At 70.1% G+C, this 19,606-nt stretch carries 16 protein-coding genes; 7 read left to right on the forward strand and 9 right to left on the reverse strand.

Annotated elements, in window-relative coordinates; all coding sequences use genetic code 11:
• Positions 1-87 precede the first annotated feature (87 nt).
• Entirely contained in the window at positions 88-1,323 is a 1,236-nt protein-coding gene (locus ACZ6SF_RS07590; RefSeq protein ID WP_466061146.1) for a phthiocerol/phthiodiolone dimycocerosyl transferase family protein, read from the forward strand.
• 12 nt (positions 1,324-1,335) lie between these two features.
• Here ACZ6SF_RS07590 and ACZ6SF_RS07595 read toward each other — a convergent pair whose 3' ends face one another.
• Positions 1,336-2,664, reverse strand: coding sequence for a metallophosphoesterase (locus ACZ6SF_RS07595; protein ID WP_466061147.1), 1,329 nt, complete (start codon positions 2,662-2,664; stop codon positions 1,336-1,338).
• Between the two features lie 196 nt (positions 2,665-2,860).
• Complete coding sequence (locus ACZ6SF_RS07600) at positions 2,861-4,969, reverse strand: AMP-binding protein (RefSeq protein WP_466061148.1); 2,109 nt, start codon at positions 4,967-4,969, stop codon at positions 2,861-2,863.
• 315 nt (positions 4,970-5,284) lie between these two features.
• On the opposite strand from ACZ6SF_RS07600, the gene ACZ6SF_RS07605 reads away from it, so the two are divergent.
• Both ACZ6SF_RS07605 and ACZ6SF_RS07610 read left to right on the forward strand, forming a co-directional pair.
• The gene (locus tag ACZ6SF_RS07605; RefSeq protein ID WP_466061149.1) at positions 5,285-5,512 is read left to right on the forward strand and encodes a hypothetical protein; all 228 of its coding nucleotides are present in this window, start codon (positions 5,285-5,287) and stop codon (positions 5,510-5,512) included.
• 66 nt (positions 5,513-5,578) lie between these two features.
• On the forward strand, positions 5,579-6,499 hold the full coding sequence (locus tag ACZ6SF_RS07610; protein ID WP_466061150.1) for an LLM class F420-dependent oxidoreductase: 921 nt from the start codon (positions 5,579-5,581) through the stop codon (positions 6,497-6,499).
• A 65-nt stretch (positions 6,500-6,564) separates the two neighbouring features.
• Here ACZ6SF_RS07610 and ACZ6SF_RS07615 read toward each other — a convergent pair whose 3' ends face one another.
• The 3 genes from ACZ6SF_RS07615 to ACZ6SF_RS07625 form a co-directional block, all read right to left on the reverse strand.
• Positions 6,565-8,016 carry a three-helix bundle dimerization domain-containing protein gene (locus tag ACZ6SF_RS07615; RefSeq protein WP_466061151.1) on the reverse strand — a complete coding sequence of 484 codons (1,452 nt, stop codon included), beginning with the start codon at positions 8,014-8,016 and terminating at the stop codon, positions 6,565-6,567.
• A 131-nt stretch (positions 8,017-8,147) separates the two neighbouring features.
• Positions 8,148-9,725, reverse strand: coding sequence for a phytoene desaturase family protein (locus ACZ6SF_RS07620; protein WP_466061152.1), 1,578 nt, complete (start codon positions 9,723-9,725; stop codon positions 8,148-8,150).
• Positions 9,726-9,784: 59 nt separating this feature from the next.
• Positions 9,785-11,338 (reverse strand): AIM24 family protein, encoded by a 1,554-nt coding sequence (locus ACZ6SF_RS07625; RefSeq protein WP_466061153.1) that lies wholly within the window; start codon positions 11,336-11,338, stop codon positions 9,785-9,787.
• A 319-nt stretch (positions 11,339-11,657) separates the two neighbouring features.
• Between ACZ6SF_RS07625 and ACZ6SF_RS07630 the strand changes: the two genes are divergently transcribed.
• The gene (locus ACZ6SF_RS07630; protein ID WP_466061154.1) at positions 11,658-12,008 is read left to right on the forward strand and encodes a hypothetical protein; all 351 of its coding nucleotides are present in this window, start codon (positions 11,658-11,660) and stop codon (positions 12,006-12,008) included.
• A 142-nt stretch (positions 12,009-12,150) separates the two neighbouring features.
• On the opposite strand, the gene ACZ6SF_RS07635 is transcribed toward ACZ6SF_RS07630, so the two are convergent.
• From ACZ6SF_RS07635 to ACZ6SF_RS07645, 3 genes are all read right to left on the reverse strand, one after another.
• Positions 12,151-13,341, reverse strand: coding sequence for a cation:proton antiporter (locus tag ACZ6SF_RS07635; RefSeq protein WP_466061155.1), 1,191 nt, complete (start codon positions 13,339-13,341; stop codon positions 12,151-12,153).
• 10 nt (positions 13,342-13,351) lie between these two features.
• Positions 13,352-13,834: a cation:proton antiporter regulatory subunit gene (locus tag ACZ6SF_RS07640; RefSeq protein ID WP_466061156.1), complete on the reverse strand. Its 483-nt coding sequence runs from the start codon at positions 13,832-13,834 to the stop codon at positions 13,352-13,354.
• Between the two features lie 110 nt (positions 13,835-13,944).
• Positions 13,945-14,820, reverse strand: coding sequence for a bifunctional 5,10-methylenetetrahydrofolate dehydrogenase/5,10-methenyltetrahydrofolate cyclohydrolase (locus ACZ6SF_RS07645; RefSeq protein ID WP_466061157.1), 876 nt, complete (start codon positions 14,818-14,820; stop codon positions 13,945-13,947).
• A gap of 204 nt (positions 14,821-15,024) precedes the next feature.
• On the opposite strand from ACZ6SF_RS07645, the gene ACZ6SF_RS07650 reads away from it, so the two are divergent.
• Positions 15,025-15,900, forward strand: a complete 876-nt coding sequence (locus ACZ6SF_RS07650; protein WP_466061158.1) for a YdcF family protein — start codon at positions 15,025-15,027, stop codon at positions 15,898-15,900.
• A 31-nt stretch (positions 15,901-15,931) separates the two neighbouring features.
• Here ACZ6SF_RS07650 and galT read toward each other — a convergent pair whose 3' ends face one another.
• The gene (gene galT, locus ACZ6SF_RS07655; RefSeq protein WP_466061159.1) at positions 15,932-17,053 is read right to left on the reverse strand and encodes a galactose-1-phosphate uridylyltransferase; all 1,122 of its coding nucleotides are present in this window, start codon (positions 17,051-17,053) and stop codon (positions 15,932-15,934) included.
• 160 nt (positions 17,054-17,213) lie between these two features.
• Between galT and ACZ6SF_RS07660 the strand changes: the two genes are divergently transcribed.
• Together ACZ6SF_RS07660 and ACZ6SF_RS07665 are read left to right on the forward strand one after the other, a co-directional pair.
• Entirely contained in the window at positions 17,214-18,203 is a 990-nt protein-coding gene (locus ACZ6SF_RS07660) for a hypothetical protein (protein ID WP_466061160.1), read from the forward strand.
• Positions 18,200-19,525, forward strand: a complete 1,326-nt coding sequence (locus tag ACZ6SF_RS07665; RefSeq protein ID WP_466061161.1) for an adenylosuccinate synthetase — start codon at positions 18,200-18,202, stop codon at positions 19,523-19,525. Before ACZ6SF_RS07660 ends, ACZ6SF_RS07665 begins: the two co-directional genes overlap by 4 nt.
• The last annotated feature ends 81 nt before the right edge of the window (positions 19,526-19,606 follow it).

The raw sequence follows: 19,606 nt of genomic DNA on the forward strand, positions 1-19,606 counted from the left end.
AGCATCCGTCTCGGCCTCGGCGAAATATGAGGCAATAGAGCGTTTTTGGGTTAATCTCACACAAACTTCCGGACCAAAGGCACCACCATGACCGCGGCTACCGTCATTCGTCCGCTGGCGCCCAGCGAACAGATCTTCGCCTTCAGCGAGGTGTTCGTCGGATACTGCGCGCGGATCGCGGGACCCGTCGATCTCAGCGCCCTGAACGCGGCCTTCGAGGCGCTGGTCACGGCCCATCCCATACTCGGTGCGCAGTTGACGCCGACCGAACCGGCGGGGCACACCCTGGTCACCGCCGGCCCCCCGGAAATCGTGGTCACGGTGGCCGAGGGCGATCCCGAACTGCTGCTCACCGGCGCCGAGCCGGATCAGCGCCGGGCCCTGGGCAGTCTGCATGTGGTCCGTTCGGGCACCGATATCGCGGTGACCCTGCTGATCCATCACAGCATCGCCGACGCGACCCATTCGCTCCGGTTGTTCCAGCAGTTGTGGGAGTGTTACGAGATCGCCGCCGCGGGCCGTGTTCCCGCACTGCCCGCGACCCGCCAGCCGCTGCCGGTGGAGGATCTGCTCGGCGCCCGCGGGGTCCGCCGCCGCCCGATCCCGGGCGGGGCCGCACCCCGGGACGAGCCGCCGTTACCGCCGATGGCGGCGCTCGACGCCAACGATCACGAGTATCCGCCGCTGATCACCACCCGCTGCCGGCTCAGCCGGGAGCAGACCGGGGCGCTGGTGGACCGGGGGCACCGCACCGGGGTCACGGTCCACAGCCTGGTGGCCGCCGCGCTGCTGCTCACCGAGTCCGAGGCCCGGCGATTACCCGTGGACCGGCTGCAGTGCTCCTATTCGGTGGACCTGCGGCGCCGTGTCCGCCCGCTCATCGGCCCCACCGAGGGCACCAACGTGCTGGGTTTCGCCGGATACCGGCCGGCGCCGAGCACCGAGACCACCCTCGACGCCCTCGCCCAGGGGGCCTTCCACGCCTTACGCTCCGGCCTGGCCTCCGGATTCATCCAGCAGACCCCGCTACAACTACCCGATACGCTCGCCGTACCCCCGGCCAACCCGTTCCATACGGTGATGACCACCAACTGGGGCCGGATACCCCGCCCGGCGGCGGGCCTGCGGGTCCACGATTTCCGGACCACCATGATCGCCAAACCCGATCCCACCGGCCGCCGCCCCCCGCAGGCCGGTGGCGGTACCAGCATCATCAGCACCTACGCCGGCCGGTTGAGTATCGAGATCCATCACCCGCCCGAGTTCACACCGGTGCAGTTACCGCGTATCGAGCGGCTGCGTACGCTGCTGACCCGTCTCTGAACCGCGGCGGCGTCATACCCCCTGCTGGAGCGAGGCCAGCTCGAGCACCGTGATATCGGAGGGCGCGGCCACCCGGACCGGCGGCCCCCACGCGCCGGCGCCCCGGGTCACGTACAGCGCGGTGCTGCCGTACAACTCCAGACCGGCCACGGTGGGATTGGCCAGCCGGGCGATGAGGTTGCCCGGCCACAGCTGCCCGCCGTGGGTGTGACCCGACAGTTGCAGATCCACCCCGTGCTCCACCGCCTGATTCACCACCACCGGCTGATGGGCGAGCAGCACGCAGGCGCGCGCGGTATCGCGGCCGTCCAGCGCGGCGGCGAAATCGGGGCCGCGCCCGGCCTCGGTTCCGGCGGGATCGTCGACTCCGGCCAGATCGAAATCGGGGAGTCCCACGCGTTCGTTGAGCAGTACGGTCATCCCGAGCTCTCGTACCCTCGCGATCCAGGCGTCCGCATCGGAGTAGTACTCGTGGTTACCCGGGACGAAGAAGACCCCCAGCCGGGCACTCAGACCGGCCAGCGGTTCGGTCTCCGCGCGCAGATCGCCGACCGTGCCGTCGGCGAGATCGCCGACCACCGCGATCAGATCCGGCCGGGCATCGTTCACGGTTCGCACGACCCGCTCGCAGAATCCGCGGCCGAGGGCCGGGCCCAGGTGCAGATCGCTCACCAGCGCGATGCGCAGGCCGTGGGCGGCGGCGGGGAGTTTCGCCAGCGGTACCGTCACCCGGCGCACCATCGGGCCGTCGAGCACTCCGTAGGTGCCGGTACCCACCAGTGCGCCCGCGGTCACCACGGTGGCCCCGGCGGCCAGCCGCGAGATCAGCAGCCGACGCGACAGGGGGCTCGCCGGATCCCGCTCCGGTTCCGGGGCGACCGGGGGCGGAGACCCGCCGGGTCCGGAATGTCCGCCGCCGGCCGCGGCCCCGGGACCCTCACCGAGTGCCGCACCCACCGGTTCCGGCGTCCGCGCGGCCGGTTCCGGCGCGGCGGGCGGGGGCGCGGCGGTGCCCGCGTCCCGGCGGATCAGTCCGCGCAGTAGCAGCGGCCGCACGATCTCTCCGGCCAGTACGCCGATCAGAAGGTAGACGAACAGCGCCGCCCACAGGAATCCCGGCCAGGACAGCCACCGCCACCCGTCCCACGGCACGCCGACGAAGACCGCGGCGAAGGCGCCGAGCATGAGGGCCGCGCCCACCATCAGTACACCGGCGCCGATCGGCCGCCAGACCGACCCGGCCCGGGTGGCATCGCGGACCAACCGCCGCCACAGGTACCAGTGGAGCCCGGCTACCACCACCACCGCGGCCAGCCCTGCGAGCACGGAAACTACTACCACGGAGGACGCCTCTCCCTGACCGATTGCCTCTGCGGATGCTGAATCTACCCGCAGCCGCCCGGCCCACCGTCGGCCCGGCACCCCTTCACCCGTGCGCGGGCTCTCCCGGGAGGCCGGGAGCGCGGCCCGGATACGCGGCATCACATCGGCATTCGCGCTCACCCTCGCCGGCGGGCGCGGCGGGCGCGGATCCGGTCTAGCCGATCGCGCCGAGTCCGCCCATACCGGGCGGGGGCACCTGACCGTTGTGCCCGCCGGCGAGTAGCCATTTCAAGATCTTCCCGGTCTCCCCCCGCGGCAGGGCGGGCAGGAAGGTCACGTCCCGCGGTACCGAGAACCGGCTCAGCCGATGCCGGACGTAGGTGCGCACCATATCGGAATCCAGCCCCGACCCTTCGTGCTTCACCACGAATGCCGCCAGCCGCTGGCCGAATTCGGGGTCCGGCACCCCGACGACCGCGACCTCGCTCACCTGGGGCAGATGCGCGAGGGCCTCCTCCACCGGCCGGGGGAAGACGTTCTCGCCGCCGGAGATGATCATCTCGTCGTCGCGGCCGGCGATGAAAAGCCTTCCGTTGACATCGAAATAGCCGACATCGCCGGTATCGAGCATGCCGTGCGCCTCGTCCGGGGGCGCGGCGTTGACGTAGCCGTCGAACAGCATGTGATTGCCCACGAAGATATGACCCGTCGCGCCGATGGGCACGGGTTTGTGGTCGGGACCGAGCACCGAGACCCTGGTGCCCAGCGGCGGGCGGCCGGCCGTGGTCGGCGCGAAGCGCAGGTCCTCCGGTGTGGCGATGGTCGCCCAGGAGACCTCGGTGGATCCGTAGACGTTGTAGAGGATATCGCCGTAGGTGTCCATGAACCGCAGTACGGTGGCCCCGGCCAGCGGCGCCCCGCAGCTGATGACGTGGCGCAGGGCGGAGGTGTCGTAGCGGGCGCGCACGGCGGGCGGCAGATCCAGGATGCGATTCACCATGGTCGGGACCACGATCATGGTGGCCACCCGGTGTTCGGCGACCAGGCGCAGACAGTCCTCGGCGTCGAACCGCTCCGGCAGCACCACCGTGGACCGCAGCGCGGTACTCAACTGCAGCCCCGCCAGGCCCCAGGTGTGGAAGAGCGGGGCGGGAATCAGCATCGCCGCCTCCATCTCCAGCGGTATCCGTGAGAGCAGCGCGGCGATGGTCGCGAAACCTTTGGGATGCGGCCGGCGCGCGCCCTTCGGGATACCGCTGGTACCCGAGGTGAGCACGATCAGCCGGCCGGGGTGGGTGGGTTGCCGGAAGTCGGCCGCGGCCTCGTCGATCAGCTCGCCGACGGTCCAGCGCTCGGGATTCGGCGGCCGCTCGTCGGTGTTATACCGGGGCAGATCGTCGTGCAGATACTGCACGAGCTCTTCGAGATCCCCGTCGACGAAAAGGGCGGAGAGCCGGTGCCGCTGCACGATCTGTTCCACGGTGCGCGCCGCCAGTCCCGCATTGAGCAGGGCGACGTCGACACCGAGTTTTCCGGCGGCGACCATCGTTTCGACCATTCCCGCGTGATTACGCGACAGCAGGCCGATCGCGTCGCCCGCGCCGAGGCCCGCCGCGGCCATCGCCCCGGCCAGCGCGGTCGTGCGTTCGTGCATCTCCGCGAACGTGCGCCGGCCCTGATCGTCGATCACCGCGACCCGGTCCGGTGAGTACGCGGCGCCCGCCGCGTATCCGCCCGCCAGGTTGAACCCCCATTTGTTCAGGGAGAGCAGCTGTTTCAGCGCCACCTCCGGACGGGTGCGCACCACACCGCTCACCGCGACCTGCCGGAGCACCTCGAGTTGCCGTCGCACCAGCGAGCCCTCGCCGTTGGCGACCGTGGAGGTCCGGGCGCCGCGCACGATATCGGCCATGCGGCGCAGCCCCTTCGAGGTCCACTCCTGGACCACCGAGTTCGACGCCTGGGTGAGATGGTGGTGGGTCCGGCCCGCGGCGAAGAAGGTCACCGAGACCGTGCACCGCTCGCCCTCCCCGTACAACCGCACCGCGGCGAAGCTGCCGACCTCCGGCGCGTGCAGTTCCAGGCTCTCGTACCAGCGGCCGGTGACCACCCGGACCCGCATGATCCGGATACCGGACTGCGGCGTACCGATCCGGAATTCGAATACCGGGTGTTCACCGGGCAGGTCCAGCCTGAAACAGGCCCCGATACCGGTGAAAACCCTGGGGTAGGTCTGCGGATCGAGTAGCAGATCCCAGACAGCGGCACGGGCCGCGGGCAGTTCCGCGACCGCATCGATGACGTCGGTAACCAACTCGCGCATCTTCTCGTCGGCCCGCAACGAACAACTGGGCCGGCGGGTAACCCATCTGTAACCTCGCTCACAATAGCCCGGCTCCGCGGTTATTACCAGCGAGTAACCCAGGTTAGGAAACGGTCTGTGACAGGTCACGAAACCTCGTTGCCCGGGGTTCACTCTCCGTACCGAAACCGGTTCTACCTCGCCGTTGTAGGTTGCCCAGCACCGTCGGCGTCCGGGGTGTGAGAGATCCCAGCGCCGTCTCACTCCGCCCACGGATCCCCTGTGCGCGAATTACATTCGCCCCATCCCACACGCTCCGACGCCCGGAGGGCGACCATGTACCAGACCCGGCCCAGGGTGGCCATCACCCACTCCGAGGAGATCCTCAACTATTTCGGCAAATGCGGGTCCTGCGGCTACCCGGCCCGCGCCGAATCCACGCGGCGGGTATTCGACAACGGCGAGATCGAAACCCTGGTCGTCGCCAGCTGCGGTTTACCGTGCGGCTGGACCGACCGGGTGCTGCCGACGACGATGACCGGCCCGGGCGCGGCATCGGTCTGAGCCCGGCCACGCCACGCACCCACCACCGGCTCCGGCGGCGCCGGGACCGTCCGGCACGATGAGCGTATGGAACTGCGCATCTTCACCGAACCCCAGCAGGGCGCCGACTACACGACCCTGCTGCGGGTGGCACGGACTGCCGAGGAACTCGGATTCGACGGATTCTTCCGGTCCGACCACTACCTGCACATGGGCTCGGTGGACGGGCTGCCCGGTCCCACCGACGCGTGGATCACCCTGGCCGGCCTGGCGCGCGAGACCAGCCGGATCCGGCTGGGCACCCTCGTCACAGCGGCCACCTTCCGGCTGCCCGGGCCGCTGGCGATCCAGGTCGCCCAGGTGGACCAGATGTCGGGCGGGCGGGTGGAACTCGGATTGGGCACCGGCTGGTTCGCCGAGGAACACACCGCCTACGGCATCCCGTTCCCGGACCACAAGTTCGACCGCCTCGAAGAGCAGCTGGCGGTGATCACCGGGCTGTGGGAGACCGCACCCGGCGACACCTTCGACTTCACAGGAAAACACTACGAACTGGTGCGCTCCCCCGCCCTGCCCAAACCGTTGCAGCGGCCGGTCCCGGTGATCGTCGGCGGTCTGGGTCCCACCCGGACGCCCCGGCTCGCCGCCCGGTACGCCACCGAGTTCAATATCCCCTTCGCGTCGGTGGAGGACAGCTCCGCGCAATTCGACCGTGTACGCGCCGCGGTACTGGCCGCCGGCCGGGACGCCGCGAGCATGGCCTACTCCAACGCTCTGGTCGCCTGCGTGGGCGCCGACGAGGCGGAGATCGCCCGTCGCGCCGCCGCGATCGGCCGGGAGGTCGACGAATTGCGCGCCAACGGCCTGGCCGGGACGCCGGCGGAGGTGGCCGATAAGATCGCCCGCTACCGCGAGATCGGCACCGAGCGCCTCTACCTGCAGATTCTCGATCTCACCGATCTGGATCACCTGGCGCTGATCGCCGGCGAGGTCGCCACCCGGCTGTGATACCGCGGCGGGCGGGTCCCCCGTCCCGCCCCGGTCGCACCCGGGGCGAACCCTGCCGCGAGGGATCAGTACGCGCCGGCGACTCCGTCAAGCAGGTGCTCGAGTGTTTCGTAGGCGGGAACGTCCACCACATCCACGACGTCCGGCGCCACCTCCACCCCGTGCTCGGTGACCACCTCGTCGAAACGCGCCGTATCGCCGGTCCGGAAGCCGTGTTCGGCCGCCAGCGACTGCAGATCGGCGTCGTTGTGCAGTAGCGCGCCGACCTCCTCGCCCTCCGGAGTCAGGGGCACCAGGGTGTGGCGGGAGACGACGGTGGGCGACGGGTAGAGGAGCACCATCTCGGGCCGGAGCCGGCCCTCGACCGCGGCGGCCACGAATTGGGCCTCGTAGATCCAGGTCATCGGTGTCGCGCCCATACCGGCGGTCAGGTACTCCTCGAAGGGCCCCGCGCTGGACCCTTCGGTGTAGCCCTGGGCCAGGAACAGCCGCTGCAGGGTCGGCAGCACATGCTGCTCGGCGGTCGCGCCACGCACCACGGCGTCGTCGTTGGCCACATAACTGGCCACCGCCAGGTACATGGCCGCCGAATTCGAGGTCCGGGCGTCGGTGGTGCTGACCAGGATGTTCTTGCCGACCCGGTAGGAGGTGTTGCCGGCCAGTTCGTCCCACTGGACGCCGCGCTGCACCAGATCGAGATAGGCGCCGAAGTCGAGAGCCGGGACCGGGCCGTCGAATTTCACCGCCCCGGCCGCATCGAGCAGTGCCACGATGGGCGCGAAGGTGGCGATCGCCATCGGCGAATAGAACGGCGTGTACCGGGTCCGGACCCCGACCTCGCGGATGATGCGTTCGGCCGCGGGCACACTGGACGGGAACACGAACGCCTGTCCGCTGAGATCCACCGAGGTGGAGATCTCCCGGGACCCGGCCGGCTGCACGGTCACCTCGTATCCGTGCGCGGCGAAGACTTCGGCGACCCGCTCGTCGGCGAAGAACGCCATCTTCTCCGATCCGACCACGCCGGTGACGGCGGTGAGCGCGGCGCCCGCCACCGGTGCGGCCGGCGCCGGATCCGCACCGGGCCTGGTCACCGCCCACGCGGTCGCGCCCACCGCGACCACCCCGGCGCCGGCCAGCGCGAACAGCCCGCGGCGGTCGGTTGCCCGCGATCGGACCGGGTCCGGCGCCGCCGGATCGGCGGATACCGGACCTGCGGTGACGATCTTCTCGGTCGGCGCTTCGGCAATGGCCACCGACTGCGGGACGATCGCGGACTCCGCACCGGAATCGAGTTCCCGGCGGACCACACGCTCGACGAGGATCGGCACGAAATCCCGTACGCTGCTTCCGGAGAACCGGTCGTGGGCCGTACGGACGGCGTCGCCCACCTCGTCGGCGGAGCGGTTCTCCGCGTACGCGTCCGCCAGCCGGCCCTCCAGTTCGCGTATCGCTTTCCGCTCACGCGCGGCCTTGTCTTCGGGGGCCACGCCCTTCGGGGTGGTATCGAGTGCCACGTATCTCTCCTCGGCGCCGGACAGCGAAATCGAACGACCCGCCGGGCCGATCCACAGCCGACAACCCTACCGGCACAAAGTATTCGGATACTCCCAGCTATGAGGCCCGCAGCCGATTCTCCGACCAGAATTCATCCGGCATTTCCCGGCCGCTGGGCACCGGTTTCCCCGAGGACGGCCATGGCCGCGTTGTGCCCGCCGATCCCGCTCACACCGCCACCGCGGACCGTGCCCGCGCCGCAGCGAAAGATATTGCGATAGGCGGTGTCGACCCCCCACCGCTGCGCGAGGGTCTCCGCGGGTTCGTCCCGGTAGGGGAACGAGAGATCGCCGTGGAAGATATGCCCGCCGGGCATCCGCAGCGACCGCTCCAGATCCACCGGGGTGGCGATATCGAGGCACGGCGCGCCGTGCGCGTCACGGGCCAGGCAGTCCGCGAGCGGTTCGGCGAGAACGGCGTCCAGTTCGGCGAGCGTCGCCGCGGCCGCGCTGTCGCGGGCGGCGGCCGGGTCATCGGCGAAAAGCCGTGCCGGCATATGCAATCCGAACAGGGTGAGGGTATGGCGTCCCGGTGGTTCGGCGGCGCCGACGATACCCGGATCGGTGAGCGTATGACAGTAGATCTCCGACGGCGGCCGCGCCGGGATCCGGCCCGCCGCCGCCTCACGGTAGGCGGTGCCGAGCCGCTCGTAGGTCTCACCGATATGAAAGGTGCCGGCGAACGCGTCGCGGGGATCCACCGCGGTGTCACGCAATCGCGGCAGCCGGGAGAGCACCATATTGATCTTCAGCTGCGCGCCTTCGGGTTTCGGGCCCGCCGGTTCGCCCAGCAGTCGCGCCAGCTCACCGGGTGCGGCGTTCACCAGCACATAACGCGCTCCGACTGCCGTCTCCGCGGCCCCCGCGGTGAACCGGACCTCCGCGGTCACGCCGTCGGAGGAGATACCGGTGACCTCGGCGCCGGTCAGCAGCTCGGCCCCGGCCGAACGCCCGGCGCCGGCCAATGCCTCGGTCAGCGCCCCCATTCCGCCCACCGGCACATCCCAGTCGCCGGTGCCGCCGCCGATCACGTGGTAGAGGAAGCATCTGTTCTGCGCCAGCGAAGGGTCGTGGGCGTGGGTGAAGGTCCCGATCAGGGCGTCGGTGAACACCACACCCCGCACCAGATCGTCGGCGAAGTACCGTTCGATCACCGCGCCCAGCGGCTCGTCGAACAACGCCCGCCACGCCGGCTCGCCCACCCGCCGCCGCAGCTGCGCGGCGGTGGGCAACGGTTCGGTGAGCGTCGGGAACACCGCGGCGGCGACCTGCGCGGTCATCGCGTAGAAGCGCTGCCAGGCGTCGTATTCGCGATCGGAGCCGGTGATCCGGGCGAAGCTGTCCCGGGTGGCGGCCGGCGACCCGTTGTGGACCAGGAGTCCGGAGTCACCGGCCGGGGTGTAGGACGAGATCCGGCGCTTCCGCGTCCGGAAGCGCAGCCCGAGATCGCGGACGATCCGGTCGGGTAGCAGGCTGACCAGGTACGAGTACCGCGACAGCCGGATATCGACCCCGTCGAACACCCGCGCCGAAACGGCCGCGCCGCCGGGCACGGCCGCCTGTTCCAGCACCAGCACCGACCGGCCGGCACCGGCCAGGTAGGCCGCCGCCACCAGTCCGTTGTGCCCGGCGCCGACGATCACCACGTCGTACCGAGAGCGCATCACCATGAGGTCGTCGATACCACACCGGCGCCCCGGATACGCTCATCCGCACCGGCGGCGCGGCATCAGCCGAGCAGACCGCCCAGCAGACCACCGCTCTGTCCCGCTTCCTGCCCGCCGCCGGTGCCGCCGAGCATCCCGCCGGGCGGCAGCTCCGACGGCTGCACGATGACGAACCCCCGGCCCGAGAACGCCAGCGTGATCCCCTCCCCGGTGCTGCGGCCCATCAACCGGCCCAGGCCGAAGGAGTCGTTACGTTTCACTCCGGTCTGCAGGCTGGACGACCAGGCGATCGCCGCCTGCGGATCGGCGTAGGTGGGCTGGTCGACGTTCAGCACCACCGGGGTGCCGTGACTGGTGATCGCGATCCGCCCGCGCCCGCTGAACACGCAGTTGAACAGGCCGGCGTTACTGGCGTAACCCGCGGCGCCCTGGACCATCCGGATGTCGTAGCCCAGCGTGGGGTCGAACGCCAGCACATTGGATCCGTTGATGGTGAGCCCGTCGGTGCCGTCCAGGTCGATGATGTGCACATCGGCGGCGCCGTTGGCGACGAACAGATCGCCCCGGCCGGATACCTTCATCAGCGGTACGCCCTCGCCGGTGAGCCGCTGCTGGATGGCCCGGCCGATCCCCCCGGATCCCAGCGCCTGGAAATGCAGTTCGCCCTGATAGGCGACCATCGAACCGGAGCGGACCAGCGTTTCGCCGTTCACCCCGACCTTGATCATCTTGCCGCCCTGCTTCTGGATGCCCATACCGGACACTTCGGCATGGCGCGGGTCGAACAACTCGCTGTGCATCGGCGGGGCTCCTTGCTGAGAAGAAAAGGCGGGGGTGTGCTGCGGTGCGGGGGCCGGCTGCTGGGCCGGATAACCCTGCGCGGGCTGCGGCGGGAAGCCGTGGGCGGGCGGATAGGGCTGCGGCGGGAAGCCCGGCGCCTGCGGTTGCCCCGGATAGGGGGCGCCGGGCCCCGGCGGCGGATAGCCACCGCCGGGTGGCGCGGCGGGCGCGGTGGGTGGCGCCGGATACTGCGGCGCCGCCACCGGATTGGCGACCATGGTGGGATCGGTGCGCGAGGGCGGCGGTGGTGACGCCGGAACAGGGGCGGGCGCCACGGGCTCATCGTCGACGTTGACCCCGAAATCGGTGGCGATACCGGCCAGGCCGTTGTCGTAACCCTGTCCGACGGCGCGGACCTTCCACGCTCCGGCCCGACGGTAGATCTCGACGCAGACCAGGGCCGTTTCCGTGCTCAATCCCGAAATCGGAAAGGTCAGGGTGCCCTGCGGACCGGTCACCGTGGCCGTGAGCGAGCCCACCGACCCGAACGCGGGCGGGCCGCTGCCGTCGAGACTGGCGGTCACCACCACCTTGTCGATCTCGGCGGGCACCACCGGGGTCTGCACATCGACCGCGTCCCCGGCGCCGCGACCGTGCCGATAGGTGACACCCGGGCCGACCGGCTGGTTGAAGAAGACGAAATCACCGTCGGAGCGAACCTTGCCGTTGGCCGCCAGCAGCAGCGCCGAGACGTCGACCGGCGCCGAACACGTCACCGTGACGGTCAACCGGTCGCCCGGCGCGGGGCGGTTCTCCCCGGGAGCGAGTGTGCTCACCTCGAATCACCCCGACCCCGCGCGCACCGCGCGCCTCGTGCGGTCCGCCGGATACCCGGCCCCCGGCCGGATATCCGTTCGATTTTCTGATCCACACCGACGAGTCTGACCGATACCGGCCGACCCGCGCCACCGAGCGCCCGGACCGGCTGTCACCGGGCCTCGCCACCTGCGGTGATGCGAATCGGAGGGCACCACCCGCGATACCGCCGGGCAGCGCCGGATCCTGAGGATTTTCACAGCCTCCGCTCAGCCGGACGACAGCACCCGGCGGCACTCTGGAAGAGGACGAGCGGAACTCGGCATCAGGGAGGAACCCATGGTGGACATCGAGATCACCGGTACTACCGTCACCGTTCACGTGCGTGGCACCCATCGGGTGCTGTCGCTGTGCGAACGGATCACCTTCGATCTGGCGAATATCGCCACCGTGGCGCCGGCCGAAATCGATCTGCGCCCGCCCTGGGTGCGCGCGCCCGGCGCGTTCTTTCCCGGTGCGATCGCGGCCGGCACCTTCCGTGGCAAGGGCCGCAAGGAGTTCTGGGACACCCTGTTCGGCGGTAAGGCCGTCCGGATCGACCTCCACGGAACCGACTACACCCGTCTCGTCGTCGACGTGGACGATATCGACACGGTGCTGCACTCGCTGCACCGCACCGCCGCCGCCTGAGCGGCGCCGAATCCGCCGCGCCCGAGCGGCGTACGATCCGCCGATCGGCCTCCTTCGCCGCGGGGCCGATCGGCGGGTCCTCGGCGGACGACGCGCGCGGGCACCCCGGACCGGGGCCGGTGCCGCACCGGAAACGAAACGCCTACTCGCCGACGGTATCGGGTTCGGGTTTGGGCTGCCGGGTGACGAACCGCACCGTGGGTTCGACGATACGGGCGGCGATCGGCCCGATGACCGCCATCAGCAGCACATAGGTGGTGGCCAGCGCCGCGAACTCGTCCGGCACCGCGCCCGCGGCCACCGCGAGACCGGCGATGACGATCGAGAACTCGCCGCGGGCCACCAGCGCCGCACCCGCGCGCGCCCGGCCCAGACGCGCCGATCCCGCGTGCGCGGCCGCCCACCAACCGGTCGCGATCTTGGTGACCGTGGTGATCACCGCCAGCAGAATCGCCCATCCCAGCACCGGCGGGATACTGCGGGGATCGGTGGTCAGCCCGAACAGGACGAAGAACATCGCCGCGAACAGATCGCGCAGCGGTTCCAGGATCTTCGTCGCGCTGTGCGCGGTGGTGTCCGATATCGCGATACCGAGCAGGAATGCCCCGACCGCGGCCGAAACCTGCAGGGAGGATGCCACTCCGGCCACCAGCAGCGCCGAACCGAGCAGCTTCAGCAGGAAGATCTCGTTGTCCTCGCTGGCCACGATCGCCGAGACGTATTTGCCGTACCGGAACGCCACCACGAGCACGACGGTCACCGCCAGCAGCGCGATACCGAGGGACTGCAGGCCCGCGACGAATCCCAGACCGGACAGCACCGCGGTGAGAACCGGCAGATAGGCCGCCATCGCCAGATCCTCGAAGACCAGGATCGACAGGATCACCGGTGTTTCGCGGTTGCCGAGACGCCCGAGATCGTTGAGGACCTTCGCGATGATGCCCGACGACGAGATGTAGGTGACGCCGGCCATGGCGAGCGCGCCGGTGGGCCCCAGCCCCAGTAGCAGGGCGACGACCACGCCCGGCGTGGCGTTGAGCACGAGGTCGAGCAGGCCGGCCATCCAGGAGCGGCGCATACCGGTGAACAGTTCCGCCGCGCTGTACTCGAGACCGAGCAACAGCAGCAGCAGTACGACACCGATCTCGCTGGCGAGTGCGATGAACTCGCCGGTCTCGTGGAGTTGGAGAAAACCTCCTTCCCCGAATACCAGCCCGCCCAGCAGGTAGAGAGGAATGGGGGACATCCCGATCCGAGCCGCGATCCTCCCGAGCACCCCGAGCCCGAAGAACACCGCCCCCAGCTGGATCAGTGCCAGCGCATCCGCATGCATCGCCTTGGTATCAGCCGTCTTTCAGAATATCGGCGGCACTGTCGAGCCCGTCCGCGGTCCCCACCACGATGAGCACATCGCCGCCGGTGAACACGAAATCCGGGCCCGGCGCGGGCATTGCCTGCCCGGCCCGCATCACCGCCACAATGGATGTCTTGGTCCGGGTCCGCATCCTGGTCTCGCCCAGGGTCCGCCCGTCGTAGGGCGAATTCTCGCTCACCGGCAACTGCCGCGTGTTCACACCGGCCATATCGCGGTGGTCGTTCCGCAGCTGACCCACCAACTGGGGCGCGCCGAGCAGGTTCGCCAGCGTGCCGGCCTCGGCCTCGGTCATCGGGATCTGCGTGGTCGCATCGGGATCACCGATCTTGGTGAAGATCAGATCGATGGTCCCGTCCTTGTGATCGACGACCCCGATCCGCCGGCGCACCGCGGTGAGCGGAAAATCCTTGCGTACGCCTATACCCGGCAGGGGTGTCACTTCGACGTTCACGATGTCACCTTAACTCGACTGTGAGTGTGGGCCGATAGCCGCACACACCCTAGCGCTACCCGGTGACCGGCGGTTCCGAAACACCGGCGGTCACCTCCGCGGCCCGGCCCTCAGGCCCCGGTCAGGCCGCGCATCCGCTCGGCCTGTTCGGCGGCCATCACGACATGGCGCATCAGCAACGCCGTGGTCACCGGGCCCACGCCACCGGGGACCGGGCTCAGGGCCCCGGCAGTGCCGTCGACCGATCCGGCATCCACATCGCCGACGATCTTGCCCTCGGCGGATTCATTGGTACCCACATCGATCACCACCGCACCGGAGCGCACATTCGCGCCGGTCACCAGCCCGATCCGGCCCGCGGCGGCCACCACCACATCGGCCGCGGACGTCACCGCGGGCAGATCGGCGGTCCGCGAATGGCAGACGGTCACGGTGGCGTTCTCGGCCAGCAACAGATGCGCCAGCGGTTTGCCGACCACGTTCGAGCGCCCGACCACGGCCACGTGCCGCCCCTCCAGCTCGATATCGTGATATTTCAGCAACTCCACCACCGCCTCGGCGGTGGCGGGCGCGAAACCGGGCGAGCCGGCCGTGAGCAGTCCCAGGGACAGCGGGCTCACCCCGTCCACATCCTTCGGGGCCGCGATCGCCGGGGACACCTCGTCCAGGGCCACTCCCGCGGGCAGTGGAGTCTGCAGCATGATCGCGTCGGTGTCCGGGTCGGCGCTGCGTACCGACAGTTCGGTGCGCAGCGCCTCGGCCGTCGCATCGGCGCCGAGATCGATGATCTCGCAGTCGATTCCACGGTTGGCGGCCGATTTCTTCAACGAGTTCACGTACCAGGCGCTGGCCGGGTCGTCGTTCGCGACGACCAGCGCCAGCCGCGGTGCGCGGCCGGCCTGCTCGGTGAGCGTCTTCGCCCGCGCCGTGGTCTCGGCGTTCAGGGAGGCGGCGAGGTCTTTCCCGGTCAACGTTGCGGTATCCACGGGCGTTCAGCCTAGCCCCGCCGGGCCCCGGGGCCCGCCACCGGCGTCGCCCGGAGTTCGGGACATGTCACGAATCGGACAGCGGCAAATCCCGTGTTCCGCTTGCACCGGGATCTAGGGTGGGTGGCCACATACCCGCAACTGTCAGTTCATCCCCGATCAACCTACGAAAACCCAGCTCCCCCGTGGAAAGGTGTCGCCGTAGTGCACAATCGCAGAGGCTTGCAGTATCTGGTGGCGGTCACCGCCGCCGCAAGCGTTTCCCTGGCCGGTTTCCTCGGCTCTCCCGCATCCGCCAGTCCCGAGACGGACGCCCTGTACAACACCGCCCAGCGCCACTTCACCGACGGTGATTCCGTGGCCGGCCGGGCGGCGCTCAACGATCTCATCGGCCGCGACCCCACCGATGCCGAGGCACTGTCCCTGCAGGCCATCTGGTCGCATTACGCCGGCGATATCCCGGCCATGCACGACGCGATGGGCCGGCTCCGCGCCGTCGACGGGTCGATGGCCGCCGGCACCGACCGCGTTCTGCACGCGGTCGGCGCCGGTATCGCCACCCTGCCCAACCCGCTGCCGGCTCTGGTGGGCCCGCAGACGGGAATCGTGGTCTTCGGATTCGGGCTGCTGCCCGACGGCACTCCCCGGCCCGAACTGGTCGAGCGCCTGCAGGCCGCCTGGTTGCAGGCGCTGGCCTCCCCCTTCTCTCCGATCGTGGTCAGCGGCAACAACCCCAGCAACGGCATCACCGAAGCCGAGGCGATGCGCAACTGGCTGGTCGGGAGGGGTATTCCGGCCGGACGTATCCATGTGGAGAACCGGGCCGGTTCCACGGTCGCGAACGCCCTGCTCAGCGCCCAGATCCTGCACGGTCTGGGGATGAACAGCGCGGTCGCCGTGACCTCGCCGAACCATATCCGGCGGGCCGTCGCGGATCTCTTCGTCGCCGGGATTCCGGTGGTGGGCGCCACGACCTCGCTGAACCAGCTGGTCTCCCAGCTGCCGCCGCCGAGTAAGCAGGCCCAGTACAGCATCTATCTCGACGCCACGCGGACCTTCCAGCTGAGCACCAGCCGCTGACGGCGCGCGTGGCGCCGCGGCGCCGCGCGCGTCACACCGAGGCCAGCGCCGCCCGGATCCGGGCGGCGGCTTCGTCGGGCGGGATATCGGCGATGAACGCTCCCATCGCCGATTCGGACCCGGCCAGATATTTGATCTTGTCGGCCCCCCGCCTGATCGAGGTCAGCTGCAGATGCAGGCGCACGGTATCGCGTCCGGTGCGGACCGGCGCCTGATGCCAGGCCGCGATATAGGGCGTGGGGTCGTCGTAGAGCGCGTCGATCCCGCGTAGCAGTCGCAGGTACAGCGTGGACAGCTCGTCGCGTTCGGCGTCGCCGGTGGCGGCGAGGTCGGGGATCTGCCGATGCGGCAGCAGATGCACCTCGACCGGCCAGCGCGCGGCGAACGGTACGAACGCGGTCCAGTGGCGGCCCTCGAGCACCACCCGGCCACCTCCGCGTTCGTTCTCCAGAATGCGCTCGAACAGATCGGGCCCCAGACGGCGTACGGAGTCGAGCAGCCGGGCGGTCCGGGGTGTCACATACGGGTAGGCGTAGATCTGGCCGTGCGGGTGCGGCAGCGTGACGCCGATCGCCCGGCCCCGGTTCTCGAACGGGAAGACCTGTTGCACGCCCGGCAGCGCCGACAACTCGGCGGTGCGGTCGGCCCAGGCCTCGATGACCGTGCGGGCACGGCTCGGGGTGAGGTCGCCGAAGGACCCCTCGTGTTCCGGGCTGAAACACACCACCTCGCAGCGCCCGACGGCCACGCGTTCGCGTCCGAAGCCGAGCGCGGTCATATCGTCGAGACCGTCCGGCGCGGGCGGTGCGCCACGCACCTCGGGCGGCAGGGCGGGGCCGAACGACGGTGACCGGTTCTCGAAGACGGCGACGTCGTAGAGATCGGGGATCTCCGACGGATTTCCCGGGGTCTGCGGGGCGAGCGGGTCGAGATCGGCCGGTGGGAGCACCACCCGGCTCTGTCGCGCGGCCGCGATGGAGATCCACTCCCCGGTGAGCACATCCTGGCGCATCACGGCGGTGGGCGGACGAGGCTCGAGCCGCCGGGTGTCGATCCGGCGTTCCGGCCCCAGCCGGGTATCGGCATCGTCGTAATAGATCAGGTCGCGGCCGTCGGCGAGCGTGGCGGTGCGCTTCACGATACGAGTGGGCACGCCCTCACGATAGCCAGGCCGCGCTCCGCATCGGCCCAATCGACGGCGGCGGGTCCGGGTGCGCGGATCGGTCCGCCCGCCCGGCGGTTCCGGCCTTGCGATCCCACCCGCCTCACGTTATGGTCGTAAAGACCAAAACAAAAACCGGAGGTGATCCCCGATGGGATACGGCAATTGGGACCACAGTGCGTACCGCGCCGCCGAGGACTACCGCGCCAGTCACGGAATCGATGATTTCGGCTACACCGCGGACCTACGGAGCAAGCCGTACGACACCTGGACGGTGCATCCGGATCTCGACCCCTTCGGCGTCCGGGCCCGCGAATGCCGGGATTCGGCCGAACACGGGAACTCGCTGCCGATCGCGGTGCTCTTCGACGTCACCGGATCCATGGGCCGGGTACCGACCATCATGCAGCGCAAACTCGGGAAACTGCACGGACTGCTGCGGGACAAGGGCTACGCCGACGATCCGCAGATTCTCTTCGGGGCGATCGGCGACGCCGATACCGACCGCGCGCCCCTGCAGGTGGGCCAGTTCGAATCCGACAACCGCATGGACGAACAACTGCGCACGATCCTGCTCGAGGGCGGAGGCGGCGGGCAGAAATCCGAAAGCTACGAACTCGCGGCGTATTTCATGGCCGAACACGTCGTCACCGACGCCTGGGAGAAGCGCGGCACGAAGGGCTATCTGTTCCTGATCGGCGACGAACTCAACAAACCCCGGCTGGCCTCCCGCCATATCCGGTCGGTCCTCGGCGATCATATCCGTACCGATATCTCGGTGGAATCCATCTACCGCGAGCTCGCCGACCGCTGGCATATCCACTACATCCTGCCGAATCAGTCGTCGTACTACCGCGATCCGGAGATCGCGGCGCACTGGCACGGCCTGCTGGGCCAGAATTTCCTGCGACTCGACGATCCGGGCGCGGTGTGCGAACTGATCGCGCTGACGATCGGCCTGGCCGAAGGCCGGGTGGACGTGCACACCGGTCTCGCCGACCTGCGCGACGTCGGCTCGGCGGCCGAGGCCGAGGCGGTGGGCCGCGCGCTGCGTGCCGAAACACCGGAGCCGCCGCGTCCCCGAGCCCCGAGGGCGCTGCGGGCCCGCGCACCGAAGGCGCTGCCCGAGGCGGGCCGATGAGCGGGACCGCGCCGCCCGGGCATCATCTGATCGTGGTCGACCTCGGTTTCGGTGACGCCGGGAAGGGCGCCACCGTGGACTGGCTGTGCTCGCCGGAGGCGGGACTGGATGTGGGCGCGGTGATCCGCTTCAACGGCGGCGCCCAGGCCGCACACACCGTGGTGACCGGCCGAGAGCGGCACACTTTCGCCCAATTCGGGTCCGGGACGTTCTCGGGGGTGCCGACGCTGCTGTCGGAATACGCCCTGGTCGATCCGATCGCCCTGGCCACCGAGGCGCGGCAACTGGTGGCCGCGGGTGTCGCCGATCCGCTGTCGCTGCTGTCGGTGGATCGGCGCGCGCTGCTCACGACGCCGATCCACGGCGCGGCCAACCGGGTCCGGGAGGATGCCCGCGGCACGGCACGGCACGGGTCGTGCGGGATGGGCATCGGCGAAACCGCCGCGTACGCCCTCCACTACGACGCGCCCCGGGTAGCGGACTGCCTGCGCCCCACCGTGCTGCGGGAGAAACTCCGGGCACTCGCCGCGCACTACCGGCCGCTGCTGGACACCGGCGGGCACCGTCACGAGGACATCGATACGCTCGTCGACGTCTACCGCGAATTCGGCCGGGCGGTACGCCTTTCCGGCCCCGGCGAACCCGCCCGGCTGGCGCGGCGCGGACGCCTGGTCTTCGAGGGCGCCCAGGGAGTTCTCCTGGACGAGTGGCGTGGGTTCCATCCGCACACCACCTGGTCCACCGTCGAGCCGCGCAATGCCCGGGCGATGGTGGCCGGCCTCGGCGCGACCGCCGCGGTCCTCGGTGTCACCCGGACCTACGCCACCCGCCACGGCGCCGGCCCCTTCCCCACCGAGGACCCGCGCCTGCGGATACCGGAAGCCCATAACGGCCACGGCCGCTACCAGGGTGGATTCCGCCGTGGCCACCTCGACGCGGTGCTGCTCCGCTACGCCGCCGACGTCTGCGGGGGGATCGACGGCATGGTCGTCAACCATCTGGACGCCGGCCATCACGGACTCGTCGCCACCGGCTACACCGCCGCGGACGGCACACCGTGGTCGCCCGAGCCCGGACAGTGGCAGGACCTGGCACACCAGACCGCGCTCACCGCCGGTCTCGGATCGGCGACCCCGGTATTCGCCGACCTGCCCGCCGATCCGGTCCCGTGGCTGGAACACCACCTCGGCATACCGGTGGCGCTGACCGCCGACGGCCCGCACCGGGCGGACCGCACCCCGCGCGAACCCCTCGCCGAGATCGTGGCAGCACCTGCGGATACCCGGCCGGTGACGGCGCCGGCCCGGCCCGTACCGGCCTAGACGCGCGGGTCCCGGATGCCCGGGCGAACCCGGTGGGCCGACGCCGAGAACAGCGCCGGCGCGGCCGGATACGGCAGTATG

Source organism: Nocardia sp. NPDC049935 (assembly GCF_055586645.1).

Excerpts from the sequence above, each read along its gene's own strand:
- ACZ6SF_RS07590 (WP_466061146.1), top strand. The coding sequence starts at position 88 with ATGACCGCGGCTACCGTCATTCGTCCGCTGGCGCCCAGCGAACAGATC.
- ACZ6SF_RS07600 (WP_466061148.1), bottom strand. The coding sequence starts at position 4,969 with ATGCGCGAGTTGGTTACCGACGTCATCGATGCGGTCGCGGAACTGCCC.
- ACZ6SF_RS07605 (WP_466061149.1), top strand. The coding sequence starts at position 5,285 with ATGTACCAGACCCGGCCCAGGGTGGCCATCACCCACTCCGAGGAGATC.
- ACZ6SF_RS07660 (WP_466061160.1), top strand. The coding sequence starts at position 17,214 with ATGGGATACGGCAATTGGGACCACAGTGCGTACCGCGCCGCCGAGGAC.
- ACZ6SF_RS07665 (WP_466061161.1), top strand. The coding sequence starts at position 18,200 with ATGAGCGGGACCGCGCCGCCCGGGCATCATCTGATCGTGGTCGACCTC.
- ACZ6SF_RS07635 (WP_466061155.1), bottom strand. The coding sequence starts at position 13,341 with ATGCATGCGGATGCGCTGGCACTGATCCAGCTGGGGGCGGTGTTCTTC.
- ACZ6SF_RS07610 (WP_466061150.1), top strand. The coding sequence starts at position 5,579 with ATGGAACTGCGCATCTTCACCGAACCCCAGCAGGGCGCCGACTACACG.
- ACZ6SF_RS07630 (WP_466061154.1), top strand. The coding sequence starts at position 11,658 with ATGGTGGACATCGAGATCACCGGTACTACCGTCACCGTTCACGTGCGT.
- ACZ6SF_RS07620 (WP_466061152.1), bottom strand. The coding sequence starts at position 9,725 with ATGGTGATGCGCTCTCGGTACGACGTGGTGATCGTCGGCGCCGGGCAC.